This is a genomic window from Ruminococcoides sp., assembly GCF_057037865.1.
In genome coordinates this window covers 1-16172 of sequence record NZ_DBLZMS010000015.1, presented here as the reverse complement: position 1 = coordinate 16172, position 16172 = coordinate 1, and the positions used below count along the sequence as shown (strand labels likewise).

21 protein-coding genes, 1 tRNA gene and 1 pseudogene are annotated in these 16172 nt (G+C 39.7%); 1 reads left to right on the top strand and 22 read right to left on the bottom strand.

All coding sequences use genetic code 11. The features are described from left to right. Nucleotides 1–53: 53 nt before the first annotated feature. The 3 genes from AC2HW8_RS10165 to AC2HW8_RS10155 are packed head-to-tail and all read right to left on the bottom strand — an operon-like array spanning nucleotide 54 to nucleotide 3152. Nucleotides 54–314 carry a helix-turn-helix domain-containing protein gene (locus tag AC2HW8_RS10165; protein ID WP_484327528.1) on the bottom strand — a complete coding sequence of 87 codons (261 nt, stop codon included), beginning with the start codon at nucleotides 312–314 and terminating at the stop codon, nucleotides 54–56. Further along, the gene (locus AC2HW8_RS10160) at nucleotides 307–2250 is read right to left on the bottom strand and encodes a type IV secretory system conjugative DNA transfer family protein (protein ID WP_484327527.1); all 1944 of its coding nucleotides are present in this window, start codon (nucleotides 2248–2250) and stop codon (nucleotides 307–309) included. The genes AC2HW8_RS10165 and AC2HW8_RS10160 overlap by 8 nt, the downstream gene beginning before the upstream one ends. Continuing rightward, nucleotides 2232–3152 (bottom strand): DUF3991 domain-containing protein, encoded by a 921-nt coding sequence (locus tag AC2HW8_RS10155; protein ID WP_484327526.1) that lies wholly within the window; start codon nucleotides 3150–3152, stop codon nucleotides 2232–2234. The genes AC2HW8_RS10160 and AC2HW8_RS10155 overlap by 19 nt, the downstream gene beginning before the upstream one ends. A gap of 198 nt (nucleotides 3153–3350) precedes the next feature. Between AC2HW8_RS10155 and AC2HW8_RS10150 the strand changes: the two genes are divergently transcribed. Continuing rightward, on the top strand, nucleotides 3351–4181 hold the full coding sequence (locus AC2HW8_RS10150; RefSeq protein WP_484327525.1) for a hypothetical protein: 831 nt from the start codon (nucleotides 3351–3353) through the stop codon (nucleotides 4179–4181). On the opposite strand, the gene mobP3 is transcribed toward AC2HW8_RS10150, so the two are convergent. The 19 genes and pseudogenes from mobP3 to AC2HW8_RS10055 all read right to left on the bottom strand — a co-directional run bounded on the left by mobP3 (nucleotide 4168) and on the right by AC2HW8_RS10055 (nucleotide 15890). Further along, nucleotides 4168–5094 (bottom strand): MobP3 family relaxase, encoded by a 927-nt coding sequence (mobP3, locus tag AC2HW8_RS10145; protein WP_443950955.1) that lies wholly within the window; start codon nucleotides 5092–5094, stop codon nucleotides 4168–4170. The two genes, AC2HW8_RS10150 and mobP3, sit on opposite strands and share 14 nt — an antisense overlap. After that, on the bottom strand, nucleotides 4983–5762 hold the full coding sequence (locus AC2HW8_RS10140) for an amidoligase family protein (protein WP_443950956.1): 780 nt from the start codon (nucleotides 5760–5762) through the stop codon (nucleotides 4983–4985). Before AC2HW8_RS10140 ends, mobP3 begins: the two co-directional genes overlap by 112 nt. After that, nucleotides 5759–5989, bottom strand: coding sequence for a DUF6103 family protein (locus AC2HW8_RS10135; RefSeq protein WP_295240788.1), 231 nt, complete (start codon nucleotides 5987–5989; stop codon nucleotides 5759–5761). The genes AC2HW8_RS10140 and AC2HW8_RS10135 overlap by 4 nt, the downstream gene beginning before the upstream one ends. A gap of 13 nt (nucleotides 5990–6002) precedes the next feature. Beyond that, nucleotides 6003–7040: an NlpC/P60 family protein gene (locus tag AC2HW8_RS10130; RefSeq protein WP_484327524.1), complete on the bottom strand. Its 1038-nt coding sequence runs from the start codon at nucleotides 7038–7040 to the stop codon at nucleotides 6003–6005. 108 nt (nucleotides 7041–7148) lie between these two features. Next, nucleotides 7149–7643 carry a helix-turn-helix domain-containing protein gene (locus AC2HW8_RS10125; RefSeq protein ID WP_117705829.1) on the bottom strand — a complete coding sequence of 165 codons (495 nt, stop codon included), beginning with the start codon at nucleotides 7641–7643 and terminating at the stop codon, nucleotides 7149–7151. Between the two features lie 142 nt (nucleotides 7644–7785). Beyond that, on the bottom strand, nucleotides 7786–8883 hold the full coding sequence (locus tag AC2HW8_RS10120; RefSeq protein ID WP_484327523.1) for a conjugal transfer protein TrbL family protein: 1098 nt from the start codon (nucleotides 8881–8883) through the stop codon (nucleotides 7786–7788). 153 nt (nucleotides 8884–9036) lie between these two features. Then, complete coding sequence (locus AC2HW8_RS10115; protein ID WP_484327522.1) at nucleotides 9037–9381, bottom strand: DUF3852 domain-containing protein; 345 nt, start codon at nucleotides 9379–9381, stop codon at nucleotides 9037–9039. Then, nucleotides 9359–9709 carry a DUF7768 domain-containing protein gene (locus AC2HW8_RS10110; protein ID WP_443950959.1) on the bottom strand — a complete coding sequence of 117 codons (351 nt, stop codon included), beginning with the start codon at nucleotides 9707–9709 and terminating at the stop codon, nucleotides 9359–9361. The genes AC2HW8_RS10115 and AC2HW8_RS10110 overlap by 23 nt, the downstream gene beginning before the upstream one ends. Continuing rightward, nucleotides 9709–9933, bottom strand: coding sequence for an LPXTG cell wall anchor domain-containing protein (locus AC2HW8_RS10105; RefSeq protein WP_284525428.1), 225 nt, complete (start codon nucleotides 9931–9933; stop codon nucleotides 9709–9711). Before AC2HW8_RS10105 ends, AC2HW8_RS10110 begins: the two co-directional genes overlap by 1 nt. 34 nt (nucleotides 9934–9967) lie before the next feature. Then, nucleotides 9968–10594: a SpaA isopeptide-forming pilin-related protein gene (locus AC2HW8_RS10100; protein WP_443950960.1), complete on the bottom strand. Its 627-nt coding sequence runs from the start codon at nucleotides 10592–10594 to the stop codon at nucleotides 9968–9970. A gap of 231 nt (nucleotides 10595–10825) precedes the next feature. After that, nucleotides 10826–11227 (bottom strand): hypothetical protein, encoded by a 402-nt coding sequence (locus AC2HW8_RS10095; RefSeq protein ID WP_484327521.1) that lies wholly within the window; start codon nucleotides 11225–11227, stop codon nucleotides 10826–10828. Nucleotides 11228–11306: 79 nt separating this feature from the next. Further along, a complete protein-coding gene (locus tag AC2HW8_RS10090; protein ID WP_443950963.1) occupies nucleotides 11307–11903 on the bottom strand; it encodes a hypothetical protein in 597 nt (198 codons plus the stop codon). A 61-nt stretch (nucleotides 11904–11964) separates the two neighbouring features. Then, nucleotides 11965–13239, bottom strand: a pseudogene (locus AC2HW8_RS10085) (DUF4417 domain-containing protein). A 254-nt stretch (nucleotides 13240–13493) separates the two neighbouring features. Next, on the bottom strand, nucleotides 13494–13643 hold the full coding sequence (locus AC2HW8_RS10080) for a DNA cytosine methyltransferase (protein ID WP_443950964.1): 150 nt from the start codon (nucleotides 13641–13643) through the stop codon (nucleotides 13494–13496). A 482-nt stretch (nucleotides 13644–14125) separates the two neighbouring features. Next, the gene (gene dcm / locus AC2HW8_RS10075) at nucleotides 14126–14752 is read right to left on the bottom strand and encodes a DNA (cytosine-5-)-methyltransferase (protein ID WP_484327529.1); all 627 of its coding nucleotides are present in this window, start codon (nucleotides 14750–14752) and stop codon (nucleotides 14126–14128) included. A gap of 104 nt (nucleotides 14753–14856) precedes the next feature. Further along, complete coding sequence (locus tag AC2HW8_RS10070) at nucleotides 14857–15174, bottom strand: DUF4314 domain-containing protein (RefSeq protein ID WP_484327520.1); 318 nt, start codon at nucleotides 15172–15174, stop codon at nucleotides 14857–14859. A gap of 77 nt (nucleotides 15175–15251) precedes the next feature. Next, a complete protein-coding gene (locus tag AC2HW8_RS10065) occupies nucleotides 15252–15410 on the bottom strand; it encodes a hypothetical protein (RefSeq protein ID WP_187300492.1) in 159 nt (52 codons plus the stop codon). 174 nt (nucleotides 15411–15584) lie between these two features. Beyond that, nucleotides 15585–15719 (bottom strand): hypothetical protein, encoded by a 135-nt coding sequence (locus AC2HW8_RS10060; RefSeq protein WP_278297067.1) that lies wholly within the window; start codon nucleotides 15717–15719, stop codon nucleotides 15585–15587. Between the two features lie 95 nt (nucleotides 15720–15814). Then, nucleotides 15815–15890, bottom strand: a tRNA-Asn gene (locus AC2HW8_RS10055). Between the last annotated feature and the right edge of the window lie 282 nt (nucleotides 15891–16172).

The following is a 16172-nucleotide window of genomic DNA, read 5'->3' as shown; positions in this document are numbered from 1 at the left end:
AAACCTTTACCTCCGTAATCGGAATAAATTCTAATTTACCCTCTAACAACCAGTCATAGCATTTTTATTTTAAACAACAAACTGCTCTTACCACCTTTTTCACGGTAGCGTTGGGTGGTTGTTAGCAGTCCTGTTTTCTTTAGGTCTTTAATAGCCCTACGCACTGTGGCAGGCGACAGTTTAATGTCGCCTGCTATTGTATTTACGGAAGGGAAGCACTCGCCGTTTTTGTTGGCTCGGTCGTGGAGGTAGGTATATACGGCAACGGCTCGATGAGGCAAGTCCATTTGATACAGAAAAGTTAATCTACTCATTGTCCAGCACCTCCTGAGGTGGTCTTTCGGTTCTTATGACTACTTTTCTTTGCTTGTCTGCGCTCTGTTCAACGCTTGAATTTTCAGGTTCTTCTGTTGGATCATCTTGCTGTGCTGATGTTGGTTCATCCGCATCAACAATATCTTCACACTCAGTCTGTTCTGCATTTGGCGAGGTTTTAAGATTTTCATTTTTCTTCTTTTTCTCACTGCTTGCCTCATCAAAATCCAAATCAGTTACTGACGGTTCAGGATAGTGAGGACTGTATGCTTGAATTATGTTGTTGAACAACTCCGAACGGTTGGCATAGTGAACCTCACGGTTGCCGTTTTCCATTACCTCATACTTTTCCTCAAATTTAATACCCCATTTGAAAAACAATTTCAGCTTGACTTTCATAGGATAAAAGCCTGTTTTCATAACAACAAATGTGCCTTTTGGAAGTGACTTCAATTCATCGGGAGTCATCAAAGGTCGTTCAATCATCTGCAAAGATTGGGACGGATCATTTTTGCTCCTGCTGACGGAGCCTGACATAACAGTTCTTGAACCGAGTGCTTTTGATAGGACTTCCGCACTTGTGCTGTTTGGAGCAAAGCCTCCGAAGATGGTCAGCTGTGTGTTATCTATGATAACATCAGCACCCTCTTTGCCGTAATTCTTCTCCAACTGCGCAAAGGATTGAATTATCGGTACTATCTGCAAACGCCTTGAACGGGAGGCAGAGAACATCATCTCGGCTGAATCAATCTTTGGCAAGGTTCCAAATTCATCGCAGAAGAACACACAGCGGTTTTTCAGTACACCGCCGTTTTCATCTGCGACTGACAGTATTTCACGGTAAAGCTGTTGGATAATAAGCGAAACCATAAAGAATGTGGTTGGGTTTTCCTCGGGCATTACAATGAATATCGCACACTTTTCATTGCAGAATTTTTCAGCGTCAATCTCTGTATCAAAACACAAAAGCTGTTCAAGCTCGGAGTCGAGAAAAGCATTCAGCCTTGAAAGTGCCGTACTCATAACGCTTGACATACTCTGCTCGGCTGTGTTCAGCGCCGCCCCTGCAAACCATTTCGCCTTGTGATCGTCGGGAAGATAGTCCATTAATAGCTGAAACTGATTTTTACCTTTCTTGTTGGTCGGAGCAAGCAACTCCTGAATGATTTTGAATACCGAAACTATGTGTCGTTCTTCGTGTTCGCAGAATTCCGAAACAAGCAGAATAGTTGCTGTTAAAAGTCCCTCTGCCGCATCATAAAAGTAAGCGTTCTGTCCGAATGAAGCTGAGTCCATTCCTGAAATAATAATCGTTTTTGAAATGATTTTTGCATATTTTTCTGCTCTTGCCTTGTAAACAAGCTGTTTGGTATTTGCTTTGTATAAGTCCATATATTTATTTACGAGGTGCAGAAGATTATTGCCGTGTGAGCGTGTCGGATTTCTCAAATCTATTACGGAAATTTTGTAATCGTAATACTTTTCCGCAATTGTTCCGTAGTTTCGAACAATGTCACCCTTTGTGTCGGTTGACAAAAATGACATACCAGTAGCGCAGGCATACTCAATGCACGGGTAAAGCCAATATGCGGTCTTGCCGACGCCTGCCGCACCAATCATCAGAGCGTGGACATCGCCTGTGTCAACCATTGCTGTTGTTCCCTTTTTTCTGTTCTTGCAACCGACAACTATACCTTGTTCAGTTGGTCTGCTGTCTGGATTATTTCTCCACTCGTTAGGCTGAAAATCAATTCGTTTGTATGTTTTTTTGACTTCCTTTTTGGTCGCCCAACGAGCCGTGCCGTGCTGACCTTGACCGACTGTCTTATTCTTTATACGGTTAAGAGAATAGTAATTTCCGACCGTTGAAATTATTATGAAAAGGGCAAACATTGAGCCTGTCACTATAATCAAAGTTAGTATGCCTGATGGCATATTCGTTCATCTCCTTTCGGTTCAAAAATTAAATCCTCGTTCCAGTCCTTGTAGTTTGGAATGAGGATTTCATTTTGGATATTCATTGAGTTTAATTTTTCGGCTATGCGTTTGTTTGCTGTCTGTCCCGCCTCATCATTATCGAAGCAGAGAAACACATTTTTGATGTTTGGATTATCTTTAAGGCATTGAAAAAGCACCCTGTCCGAAACGGAGCAGGATGCCGCAAAGCTATGATTTTTCCAGTTTTCCTTGTGCATTGAAATGTAGGAAAGCATATCAATCGGAGCTTCAAATAAAAATATCTTGTCGCTTGTGCCGTGCCAGTGGAAGCTGAACTCAGGTTGACTGCCTGCGACATTTCCCTTGTACGGATTGCTTGTCACCGTTCCTCTCTTGTGTGCGTGGCGAGGTTTACCGCTTGAATCATAGCCGACAAATACTGCGTTGTGAAAATCGGCAGATTCATAAATCATTTTCTTCCGCACAAACTCAAAAAGCACATCTTTATCAATTTCACGAGTCAACAGCAGATAAGAAAAAACTCTGCTCATCCTGTCATTCCTTGGTGGTAGTATAAATGACTTTTGCTCTCGTTCTGTGGTCTGCAAATTTACTATTTGACCGCCATAGTTACTCAAAAGCATTTGAACCGCTTCGGCATAGTCCTTGTTGTAAAATTTGCGAATGAAATCAATCGCATCACCACCTTTTTGTTCGTACTGATGATACCAGAGATGACCTCTGATTGTGACCTTTTGCGAACCGTCAAGCCATTCGTATTCAGAACCTGATTTCTTAACTTTCTCGCCCTGACTGATTAAAAAATTTGCAAGGTCTGTTCGCCTTGCCTGTTCTCTTTGTTCTTTTGTAAAATAAATGTAGGTTGATATTTTAATCACTTCCTTGTATATATTTTTCTTTTCTGCTGTAATATCTTATAGTGGGTTAGTTCTTTCTCTTATCACTGTGACAAGAGGCACCTGTCAGTGTTTGGGTGCAGTTGTTCCTGAGTACGATTTATGCTAAATTGCCTATTGATTTTTCAAAAATAAGATAATATGATAGTAATGGATTTAGAATATCAGAGGTGAATGTTTATGGATGTTTTTAGCACACTTATCAAGGGACCTTTTGAAATTACAATAGATAACTTTGTTGATGCTACTCATAAAAAAGAGCCGTATTTTCAGAAAGATTCCAAAGGGAAAGAAAAACACTATGCAATATGCCCAGAGTGCGGAAACCCGATTCAAATCATAAATTTATTCGGACAAGAATACGAGGAACAAATAACAAAAAAACGTAACACTCATGCTAGGCATACTGGCAAAGATATCAAAGATTTATCCGCACATAATCAATTGAAGTACTTGTCTTGTCCTTTACACAAGACTAATTCTTTTTCATGCAAAAAAATTAGAGAGAATGAAATTTACAATTCGAATTTGCTTTCATTAATAAAAAATAACACTTATAAAATCATAAATGACATTCGTGAAATAACAGGAATTAATTTTAGCAAAGATTATCTTAAGGAAATAATCCAAACTTATACAAATTCAGGACACTATTCATATATACATACACATAAGTTTAACATTCCATATTCTATATTATTTACATCGGGCTCTTTAGATTTATTTGGTCGCTTCATACTTAGTGATAATGGTATTTCTGATGAAATTGAAAGAATTATAAATTGCAGTTCAAACTTTAAAGTAAAAATCATAAAAGATGACAAGGAAAATATTTCAAAGAAGATTGCTAAAACTTCTTCAAAATATCTTCATTTAATACTAAAATTTTCACATCATAATGTCGAAGCAAAAACACTTCTACTTTCAATTTTAGAATACGAAGATACTGTTGATAATGCCATAACGCTTGGGAGCACAACAATTACAATGAAACCATTTATTTATGACTAAAAATGCAATCCCTGATCTCGTTTCTTATCATTAATCTTCTGTTGCAACTTTTTATCCGTCCTTTGAGCTTTCTGTTTTCTTCAAAGCGGAGCCTACTTTGAATCATATTGCAGAGGTAGCGAAGGAGATAAAGAGAAGAAACTGCAACGCTGTTTCGGCTTGTTTTAATTGAATAATGCTGAGGATAAAGAACACCTCTGTCTGAATCAAAGACTGATTCGGCAGAGGTGTTTTCTTCATATTCAAAGGGTTTTGTAACAGATTCATTGTCCGAATTTTCGCTTTTCTCAACCACATCTTCAGTGAGATTTAGTTTCAACGCTTCCTTGATTATTGCATTCTTGATTGACTTGAACTCCTTGTTTTTAGCAAGCGGAATCCTGTCAGGCATTTCATCCGTGTAGGTGCGGATTGTATTTTCTTTTTGCTTATACCAAAGGTCATACAACTTTTTAATTCTGCTGTCATTGGCAAGCTCATCAACAATAGAATCCACAAGTGCTTTTACATCAGGTTTCGGATAGCCGTAAACCTTTTTACCTTTCGTTTTTGAAAGTCTGTCGGCAAGCTCCAACAGCTTATGCTGAATTGATGCATTGACATAGATTTCGCAGTTGATATTCGCAACCAAATCCTCTACAATGTCACGAGCCTCGGCACGGAGCTTATCCCTATGCTCGGTTTGCCTTTCATATTTGCACAATAAATCTTGCTGAAAAATATCTTTTGCAAATGACAAACGCAGATTTTCAACTCCTTTTTGAGTGAGATACCCCTCATTTTCAACCGTTGAATATGCAATCAGATGCACATGAGGGTGGTGCGATTCATTATGAAACGCCGCATACCACCGAAGATTTTGGATTGGAATTTTAAGATTCTTAGCAAGTGCTTCTGTCTGTGTACGGAGCATATCTCGCCTGCGTGTAAGGTTGAATTAAAAAGACGGAATTCAATCGTACCCTTGTAGAACACGCTGTGAAGATTCAGTGCGTGGTAGCGAGTATCATCATAATGTCTGTAACTGTAATCCTCGCCGTCATACCACATTGATTTTATCTGCTCCATTGACATCGGAGGACGGTTATTGATTTCATCAAGAAAGCGTGTGTCCATCTTCTGGCAGTAATGTTCTCTTGACACATTCACTTTTAACGCCTTATAAAGCAAGTCCTCTTTAGCCGTCATAATATTTACGATATTGCGAAGTGTTTTCGGATTATGCGGAGCTGCATTAATATGACAATGCAAACCGCAGCTTGAGTTGACTCTCGCTCCTGCGCCACGAAGCTTTCTGACTAACTCCTGTATAGTTTCTATATCATCATAGTTACAAATGGGAGTGACAAACTCTACCGAGTAAAGGTAACTTGCGTTCTGTCCCGAACGGTTTTCACATCTAACGCTTGCGTCACGCATAATCTTCCACATCCTGCCGTCATTATCACGGACAGAATAAGCGTCATAACAGCCGCCGACATGAGTTGCATCTGTATGAAAATAACCGGCAATCACTTTCGCCGCAGTACTGCGAGTGATGCCGGTCATTTCTATTTCTATGCCAAAATTTTGCGACCTCAAGTCTTTTCCTCACTTTCAATCTTTGGTTTTTTAGGCTTTGGTGGTTTCACCTGTGAACCTTTCATATCAATAAACTCTCTGACATTTGCGGGAACATATTTAGCGTACAGAGAGTCCACAGATTTTTCAAGCTCTTCCTTGAAATCCAAATCACGCTGTGACATATACAGCCTGATTGCATTCAGCTTTTCGTCATCATACATTATGCTCACGCTTGTTTTCTTCATTAAAATCACCTCGTCATTTCTTCTTTTGATTTACATATTTTATATTCGGTATCTTCAGCCACTTTGTCCACCCTCGACCGTTAAGCTCTGTTTTGACAACTCCGTAGGCTGTGCCTTGTGCTTCAATAACTTCACCGTTGCCGATATACACTCCGATGTGTCCGTCCATCCAGACAGCAAGCCCGGGTGTTTCCGGCATACTTGAAATCGGACCACTTTCTGTAACATTGTTCCAAATAGAATTTGCACCGCAATCCGTAAACCCGTTTGAACCTGCTACAATTTCTCCGCTGTCAGAGTTGTACCAAGCATATGATTTTATCAAACCTATGCAATCACAAACTCTCTTGCCGAGCCATTTTTCACCGACCTTTCTCATCTCACCACCTGCCTCGTTATTTCCGGGAAGCAACGACGCCTGTTGGTCGAGATATTGTTTTGTGCAGACCTGACCGTAACCGCCGTACACATAACCCCAGTCATTTTTGTATGCGTTCTCGCACCACTTGACAAGGTCGAGATTGTTCTTCGTGGTCTTGTCAGTAAAGCCTGCGGTACTGATTTCCGCACCCTTGATTGACTGCATCATCTTTTGGAACTCGTCATACTTTATCTCCGTTCCGAATTTCTGATTGACGGTTTTTATCAAATCCTCATCAGACTGATTCTTCTTGAAACAGGATACAAAGTTTTTTACAAAGTCCTCATCCTCTGATTTATCGGACAGGGAGAACAGATAGATAACCTCTGCTTGCATGTTATAGTCGGACAGTTTCTTGCTTTTGAGTTGATTTTCAACCTCTGTCATAGTGTTGTTGATAAGCTGTAGATTTTCCATCTGCTCAGCTGAGATGTTTTCTTGTATGGACTGATTGAGCTTGTCTGTGTCAATATCAATACTGCCGTTAAAAATTGACACAACAGCAACAATCGGCATAACCACAATTATGATTATGCCGATTATTATACCGCCTATTATTTTTATTACCTTTTTATCTGTGAGCAGTGCAACTGCTATTTTCTTCAGTGCCGCACCTATGGTTGCACTCATTGAATCACCTCCGCAAATAAAAATCCGATTGACTTTCATTTAAGAAAAACAATCGGATTATAATATTTTTTAATTGTAAAAATAATCTTAAACAGGATATTGACTATCTCACTTATAAAGACAGTTTTCTACATAAATCATCATTCTGTTATTCTGGTAACCATATTCAATAAATGCTATCAATGGCACTAATCCAACAAACCATGGTTTACTGACAACAAATGGCAATACAAAAGCGACAATTAGAATTAACAATAAAACAACAAAAAGTGATATATGCTCCTTACGCCATTTCTTTTTGAAATATGCTTTTCTTTCCTCAAACGAGAATGCACTTTCTTTTGAAACAGCAATTATGTTTTCATCTGCATTTTTCCGAAACTCTTCGTCTGACATCTTTTGTCCAGCCAACAATTCATTTATGCTAACATTAAATTCCTTTGCAAGTAGTTGGAGCATTTCAATGTCTGGCATATAGTTACCATTTTCCCAGCGAGATATTGTTTTGTTTGTTACACCAATTTTCTCTCCGAGCTTCTCTTGAGTTAGTCCGCTCTGCCGACGAAGCGTAGCAATAAATTTACCGATTTTTATTTGATCCATGACGTTCACCTCCGAAAATATGGTACATCAACGGTTATGAGAATTCTTCCCCACAAACAGAGAATGTGTCAAATATCAATTTATTAACCTGTTATTTTGTAATTATCATACCACAATTTTAAAATTCTGTCTATTCAAAATTTTATCTTCCGCCTGCACTGCCAAAAATTTCGGCTTTGTATTCGGGAGCCTGAACAAGTAAAAGATAGCGTTCATTACCGCACCTATACAGACAAGTGCCACGCTCACCGAATTTGATTAAGGCATACTCGTTTGGTTCTACCATTAGTGCATCTTCAAAGTCCTTCGGATTGATATTGCCGGGGTAAAACAGGAAATGATGAGTAGGAATTGAAAATAGCGGCTTGGTATATTCCTTAACGCTTGAATCCAGTCCGAACTGCTGTGCAATTCTCGGAACTTCGTTTGATGCAAGCATTATTCCAAGTCCTAAAAGCATATTGCCGGGGAAGGTTAGCAACCCGAGGAACAGCAGAGTTGTCTGCATAAATGCTGTCAGGCATAGTGCCGCTATTTGCTTCATCCACTGATTGAAGCCGTCCTGATATCCTCTCGGAACGCTGAACATATACAATGCACCTACTGCCATCTGAATAAGCAAGATTCCTCCGCGCTTTATGTTAGCAAAGAAGATCTTTATTACGCAATAGGCAAAAGCTATCATACATAGCAAATTGAGAAGTCCGAATGTTGTCTGTGTTGATACTGCAAAACTACCTTCTAAAACACTTGTGCTTTTTCCTGCTAAATCAAGACTTTGCTGTCCTGCCATTATGGAGGACAAATCCTTTGAGAATGTGTTTTGCAGGCTGATGCAGAACTTGTACAGCTCCACAGGCACGACACCGAACAGCGAACAGGCAAAGAAACCTTTTAAGACATTAATTGCGGTTGTTTTGATATTTGCTCTGCCATTCTGATATTCAACAGCTACATCAAATACGGCAACAACCGTGCCTGCGACGAACAATGCCCAGCCAAAAAGCGTAAACAGATTTATTGTTGCCTGCACCCATTCAAGGTCGAAGACATCTGCGCCCATATTTCCCATCATTGTGAAGAAGTCGGCAACAGCGTTGTAAATCGTTTCATAAAGCCACTGAATCATTGTGTTCCATATAGCATTTGAGATTTGCTCATCGAGGTAATCGAACACACCTCCTATGGCACTTCCGATACCACCGATAAAATCTCCTAACCAGTCAAAAATATAAATCACCCCCTGTCAAATGGAAAGTTGAAAATGGGAAGTTGAAAATTAAGCTGTGCGTCTTCGCCGCAATTTTAAATAAATTCGGGCAACAAGGCTTTTTATCATTTCAAACCATCTGCTCGTCCGAAATTTTCCATTTTACATTTTCCATTTTCAATTTTATAGTATTGTCCAAATGTATAGCGGTGCAGTCAGAGAGAACACAAGACAGCCGAAAAGAATTGCCGGCGCGGTGAATTCAAACTGTCCGTGCTTGCGGTAATCGAGATAAGCAGTAGCAAGTTTAACAAAGAAAAGTATGGCAAGAATCATATCTACCGCAGGAAAGACAACATTGTTTACAACATTTTTAATCTGTGTTTGAGCCGATGTCCATGTGCTTTCGATTGCTGATGACACATCGCCTACGGCAAAGACTGTTACTGCCGATATTCCGAGCATTAACAGTATTACTGATACGCCTGATAACCATTTAATTAACTTAGTTCTTCTTGATTTTATCATTTTTTACCTCCGATTTTCTTAAATCATTCTCCGATATATATCTGACTTCGATGTTCAGTTTTTCTGCAAAGCGAATCTCTGTTTTCATACTCTCAGTTATTTCATCTCCGAAAACCCAAACCGCATCACAAACCCAAAGCATAGAAAGTCCTGCGTTCATACCAAGGTTTCTTTCTTCTTTGTTGCTGTCATCTAAAATCAGCGCATAAAAATGCGGTATGAACGGAGCCATACCGCACTCTAACGCATATCGGGCATATCGTTTTGCGTTTTCAATATTTGCAGATACATTACCGCCCAAAGGCGAACAGATATACACCCTGTGCATTATTCATCGTCCTCATCTTTCCTTTTAAATTTTATGATAAGAAATGCAATCAAACCGCCGACAGCAACAGAACCCAAACCGATGTAAAAACCGAGATTTGAATTGTCTCCTGTCTGTGGTTTTTCGGGTTCAGGCTGCGGATGAATTGCTACTGTCTGATCCTTGTCATCAATATCAGCGTGAACGGCAATTTTCGTTTCATCACGGTAGAGAGTTTCAAACACAACGATTTCTGTATCTTGGGTAATTACAGAGCCGTCAAAGGTGAAAGATAAGGTGGAATTTAATACCCTCGTTAAAATTATCCTCACTTGTTTTTAAGACTTCAAGACTGCCTTTCTTGAGGATATTCTCAAAGGTAACAGTTGCAGTCTTTCCGCTTTCAACCTTAACGGTCTGCGATTTCTGCGTTTCGTACTTACTGTCGGTAATTTCGGCAATGGTGTAACTTCCGGGAACGAGGTCGGTTAATTCAAATTCACCTTTTGAGTTTGTTTTTACAGTTTTGCTGTAATCGTCGCCTTTGACGGTAAACTCAATATTTGCAACATTGCCATCCTCGGAGGTTTTAACAAGTTTGAGATTGCCCGAGCTTGTCTTGACCTTGAAATATGCTCTTATTGGGTCTGCGTCGTTTTCAACACCTGTTATTACATCCTGCAAGCTTGCGTCACCATATGGCACAAGAACAGTTTTGCCGACATCAGGCATTGACTTTGCAGAGTTGAATGTTACTGCATCGTTGACGGTCGAAGTTGAAGTCAAGGTCAGCCTGTTTCCTGATACAGATACACTCATACCGCCTGTTGTCTTGAAGCTGAAATCCGAAAGAATACTGTTGCTGTCGGTGAGTGTTAAAGTGTACTTTCCGTCTGAATATTTCATCTCATAGGTTTCAGCCTTTGAAGCGATTGCCTATGCAAAGCTTGGAACAGTTGAGTAATTTGCAAGGCTTTTAGAAATTGCATTGTAAACCGACTTAACGCCGGGGTTTGCTCCGCCTGTCAATAAACTTTGTATTTGTGCATTTATAGCCGTCATTTGTAGAGCGACAGCCTGAAACAAACTCCCATACAATCAGCTGTGTTGCCACCCATTTCTGATCCTCTGTTCCGCTTAAGCTTTTTTCCGAACCGGGTTTGCCGTAAAGCAGACAAGGTTAATTACTTTTTGCTTTGCCGAGCCTAAATTCTTCCAAACGGTTGAGGCACTTTCTGTCAGCGTATTGCCTGAGTAGAGTGTATGACCGGGTTCAATGCAGTAGGCTTCTTTGCCATCTGCAAAAATCTTGCACAACTCTTCTCCGGGAGTTCCGACCGTGTAGCCGTTGCTGACTGTTGTCTGCTGAAATTTGATTGTGTTTCCTGTACTGTCATAACAGTAGTCAAAGGTAATTGTAACTTTATCACCGCTTGCTGCACTTACAGGGAGCGAGAACATTGTTCCGAATATTACGGCAACCACGAGTAAAAGTGCAGTTATTCTTGTGAATTTCTTATTTCTGATTAACTTAGTCATTTTAAAAATCCTTTCATAAAAAATATGGGGCAAGATTTTACCCTTGCCCCGATTGACGTCTTATTCTGTTTAAATACAATCATAATTTCATCGCCTGCCCTTCATTGAAATCTTCATCTATATCATCGGACTGCTCACTGCCATCCGTAATATTTACATACTCGCCGATGATGTTCAGCGCTTCGCAGTAACTTTCCGAACTCGTAACACGACTGCACATTTCTTTTGCCTCGTCAGCCATACCGTTTTGCTTGAGCGTACGGCTTGCCATACCAAGTAGGGCAAACACATTTCCATTAGTCCCTATCAAAGCACAGTCGGGTTTGAGCTTTTCTTCTTTGTTCTGCTCAGGTTCAAAGCCACTGAGCCTGTTGTCCACATAATCGGACAGCCACATCCCTGCAAAGGCTGTGTATGACTGCAACCGCCACATTGCAAGCTTGCCGATGTCAAGGTGGACATTTTCAAAGGGATAGAGAATACAGGTAACGCCGTCACTCTTGAACACCGAAACATTCTCAAACTTTGTATTGTCAAGAAGTATTCCTTTGTCCGTAAGCATTTTATTGATGCCGTCCATCCATTCTTTAATTTCACCTCCACAGCCCTGCAAGATAAGACCTTCCTTGCCGTTCATACGGCGGAGGTCTGTTAAAGTTATTTGGTTTATTTTCATTGAGATCAGTCCTTTCAAAAAAATAACAGCACCCGATTAAGAGTGCTGTCATTATAAAATTTTAAATTGTCCTTACAACGACCTCAACTTGAGTTATTACATCACGAAGCCTGTCACCACCGACAATATATTCCAATATATCATCTGCCGTATCTCCCCACATTTCTTCTATGTCAATGCATGGTTCATTGCTGAGAACATTATAATTTTTTCCATCTTTTATATAGTAACCCTCGCCAATGTTAATTCTCCCGTCAGGATGTGTGATAGAATAAGATTTGCCTTTCCATTGAAATTCAACTTCTCCACCACAATCTACACACCATTTAAACTCGCTAATTGTTTTAAATTGATCTTCTTCGTTTTTTACAATATTTTTATTTACTTTCATCTGTGTGTTCACTTCCCTATAATACTTAAATTCTGGAACTACATCAGGATAATTTATAGGTCTCTGTGGCAATGGATTACCACGATTAGGATCCCAATTTATCATATGATCATGCGGATTTGTATGTTTATCAGGTCGATTATGGAAACTGAAATGTCTTTCCTTGGTTGCACGTCCATCATCACCAATTTTCGTTAACCTTCGTTCGCCATTCTTATCAAATGTTTCCTTGATTTCGCCCGGTTTTCCTAAAAATCGTTCATTTTCAGTCTTTTTTGGTTTCCACTTACCGCCGTAGGCACTACCTGAACCTTTCAGTGAATACATTTTATTGAAGTTCTCTGGCTGAAGCATTGTTTTGTTAACAATTATACCCTTTTTATTATGCAATGGCAAGTCCAATGATTCTTTATTGAGATATTTCCAACCGCTAAGTTCATAATCAACATAAATTATGTCACCTTGCATTTCAGGAAAAGGTTCGCTGTAACATATAATTTTGCTCGGTTCTATTCGCCTGAGCATTTCTTCGTGGCCTTTCATAAAAAAGTCTTTTTGGTCTGCATGATTGTTATGTTCACGCACCATATATGTTGAAACCGCTACTATACTACCTTTTGGAATTCCATCAAAACAAAACTCAAATGTATTTTCATCACCCAAATTTACCGTAGGAATAACCTTTATATCTTTGCTTGCTAGATAAGCACCACACCAACGGTTACGAAAAGTATTCTAGAGTTGCAGTGCTTTATTCATCTCTATATACATACTAAAATCAGGAGATAAAACAGCTTTGTATTTTTTTAACTTTTCCACATACTCATCAGGCTTTTTCTTGCCTAACAGTACAGCTCCCGAACCTCCGAACGGTTCAATATACCTTTCGTAATTCAGAGGAAAGAGGGCGTACAAAATATGAAGTATGGAGGTTTTGTTACCCATCCAACTTACAGGGGTTTTGATATTCTCACTTCCTTACGGCGAGCCGCCGTTGGCAATTCCCCACCGCATAACATTACGATAGAGGAAACATTGTCAGCAGTGGGGAGTTATAACTCTCATCTCGCCAAAATTTTTTAATACCAATCGCCCCTGAAACGACAAAAAGCCGTTGATTAAGTTTTTAACTCAATCAACGGCTATATATATTGAAACCAATATCAGTCGCTGTCAGAAACGATTGAATTGGTTGTTGTTTAATTTTTACTTTCTACCTTTTTAATGATTTCACCGATTGCTGAAATCACATTTACTGTAACTGCATTTCCAGCCATCTTGTAAAGTCTGCTTTCGGATAGTCCTGTGGCTCTTGCTTTATCGAACTGTTCGTCCGTAAAGCCTTGCAATCTCCAGCACTCCCTCGGAGTAAGCTTTCATTCTGCCTATGTGAACTTCACCGTTTGGCTCAACAAAGGCTACTGCAAACTTTTCATTGCCGTCAAGAACATCTGAATTTTCTTCAAACACCCCCGAATGTTCAGCTTTTCGGTTACTGATTCCCGAGTCGTGCCTTGCTGTTATGCATCTTGCAATTTCTGTCAGTTTCGGATCGGGGTTCAGGTCGATAAAATAATACGCTTGCGTTGCGGAAGTAGTAAGCGTGCGTGCTATATGACTTCCGACTCTGCCACGCCTAGAATTTTGTCCCGAAAAGGCGGTATCAATGCTGTCACTGGGATATGCCATCTGATAACCGTCTTTGGTCTTAGACTTTATCGGCAAGCCAAAGTTTTCAGTATCTTCAATAAGATAAAGTCCGCTATGACCGCCGAATCCGCCCGAACCACAAGTGAGCGTACAGCTCAGTCCTGTTGATGAGTAGATTCGCTCACCTTGTGTGGGATTTTCTTTGTATAAGAGCCTTTCCGCTTGTTTGCGTGAAAGATAGTACTTCTCCGGCACATTTTCCTCGATTATATCCGATAATGTACACTCGATTTCGTGATTGGGGTACTCCGAAATTTTTGCTGTTAAGTACCTGCCAGCACACATCATACCCCTCGTCGGTGCAAGCTGTGCTTACTCCTTTCCAACCGCAAGCGGTTAAAAACTCGCACGCTATGCTGCACCTCCTCTCCCCAAAAAGCTTAATGCTTTTCGGGGACCCTGTATTCAATGTATTGAGGATTGTTTTTAATGTCCTGCCTGAGTCATGGTTAAGCAGACCGGGAACGTTTTCGAGGAAGAGATACTTAGGTTTTTTAACGGCAGCAATTCGAGCAATCTTGAAAAACAGCGTTCCTCTTATATCATCAAATCCTTTTCTCGCTCCTGCGACTGAGAAGGACTGACAGGGAAATCCTCCAACAAGAAGGTCGAAATCGGGTAACTGTTCGGGTACAATTTTTCTTTCGTCATCAAAGTAAAGTTCACCTCCGGTATCGTATATTGCTTCATATGCCTGCTTTGCATACTTATCGATTTCGCAGTATCCGACGCACTCAAAACCACCTATGGCTTCAAGGCCTGAACGAAAACCGCCGAGCCTGCAAACATATCAAAGAATTTGATGGACATAAATCTTCATTCCAAACGAAGATTTATTGATTAAATCTCACCTCACATTCCCATAGTCATTCCGCTATCCTCATCAGGAGTTTCATCTTCAACTTCTGATTTAGATTGGTTTTCTGCTTCGATTTCTTCCTGTGTGAGCTTTCTGAATGAATCCTCACCGGGAACTACACCAAGTGAACGACCGTTGTCCCACTCAGGGAATAACGTTCCCATTGAATCAACAAATTTTACTGTTCCTCTTGTGCCTGATGGAACAGGTGCGTAAGGGTCCTTCATACAGATAAGCTCAATTCTTGTACCCGGCGGATACAATTTCTTTGTACTTTCAGCGATTCTGCGCTGTCTTTCATATTCGTTCAAGTTATACATCTCCTATTTTTTTAGTTTTGATTTAAGTAATAGCTTTAGTAGGACTTCTGATTTTTATTGTCATAAAATCAATCTCCTTCTTTTTTTCTGTTTGTATTGACATTTTTGTTGTCAGAGAAATGTGCAATCTCGCTTTCATTGTTATCATCATTACGCCTGTCAAAATTAGGTTTCTGACGCATCTCTCTTTCAAACTTTCTGAGTTCGGGTGTGTCGGTAAAATACATTTAAAATCATTCCTTTCAATTTTTTGTAAATAAAAAAAGGCAACCGTTCTAATCAAAAAAATTAAAACGATTGCCAAATAAAAAAAGAGCCAATTACTATATCTCTAAAATAAGAAATATAATGATTGACTCATATATTTGATAATATTAAATTAAGCAGATTAGCGAAAGTAATCAGTTTTCTTTACCTTTAACTAAATTTTGTAGCTTTTCAACAGCTTCATCTTTAGTTTCAGAATCCTTCACTATTTGGATAATTGAGTTCATAAGAACATCAAATTGTTTGTCTGTCATATTTTCGAACTCCATATCTTTTCCTTTCCGATAAAACAATTATCACTTCTACCGGAAATAAATTTTGTATATAAGTAATTGAGGCTCATAGAAAAACTATGAGCCTCTTTTGGCTCCCCCAACTGGGCTCGAACCAGTGACATCATGATTAACAGTCATGCGCTCTACCGACTGAGCTATGGAGGAATATACAATTTTCTTTGATTTTACTCAAAGATTTTTGTTCAGACTGCATAAAGCAATCTTTTTGTTAGTTAAATCCCCGGTAGTGGATTTAAACAACATATTTAGTTGTTCCTCAGGCTAAGTAATAGTTTCCGGTACATTTCTGTACACTCGCACTACCGACTGAGCTATGGAGGAATATAGAGCAAAACACCCGTTTGGGTGTATGCTTTGTGTTGGCATCTCCCTATCTTCCCAGGCCGTCACCAGCCAAGTATTTTCGGCACCACTGAGCTTAACTTC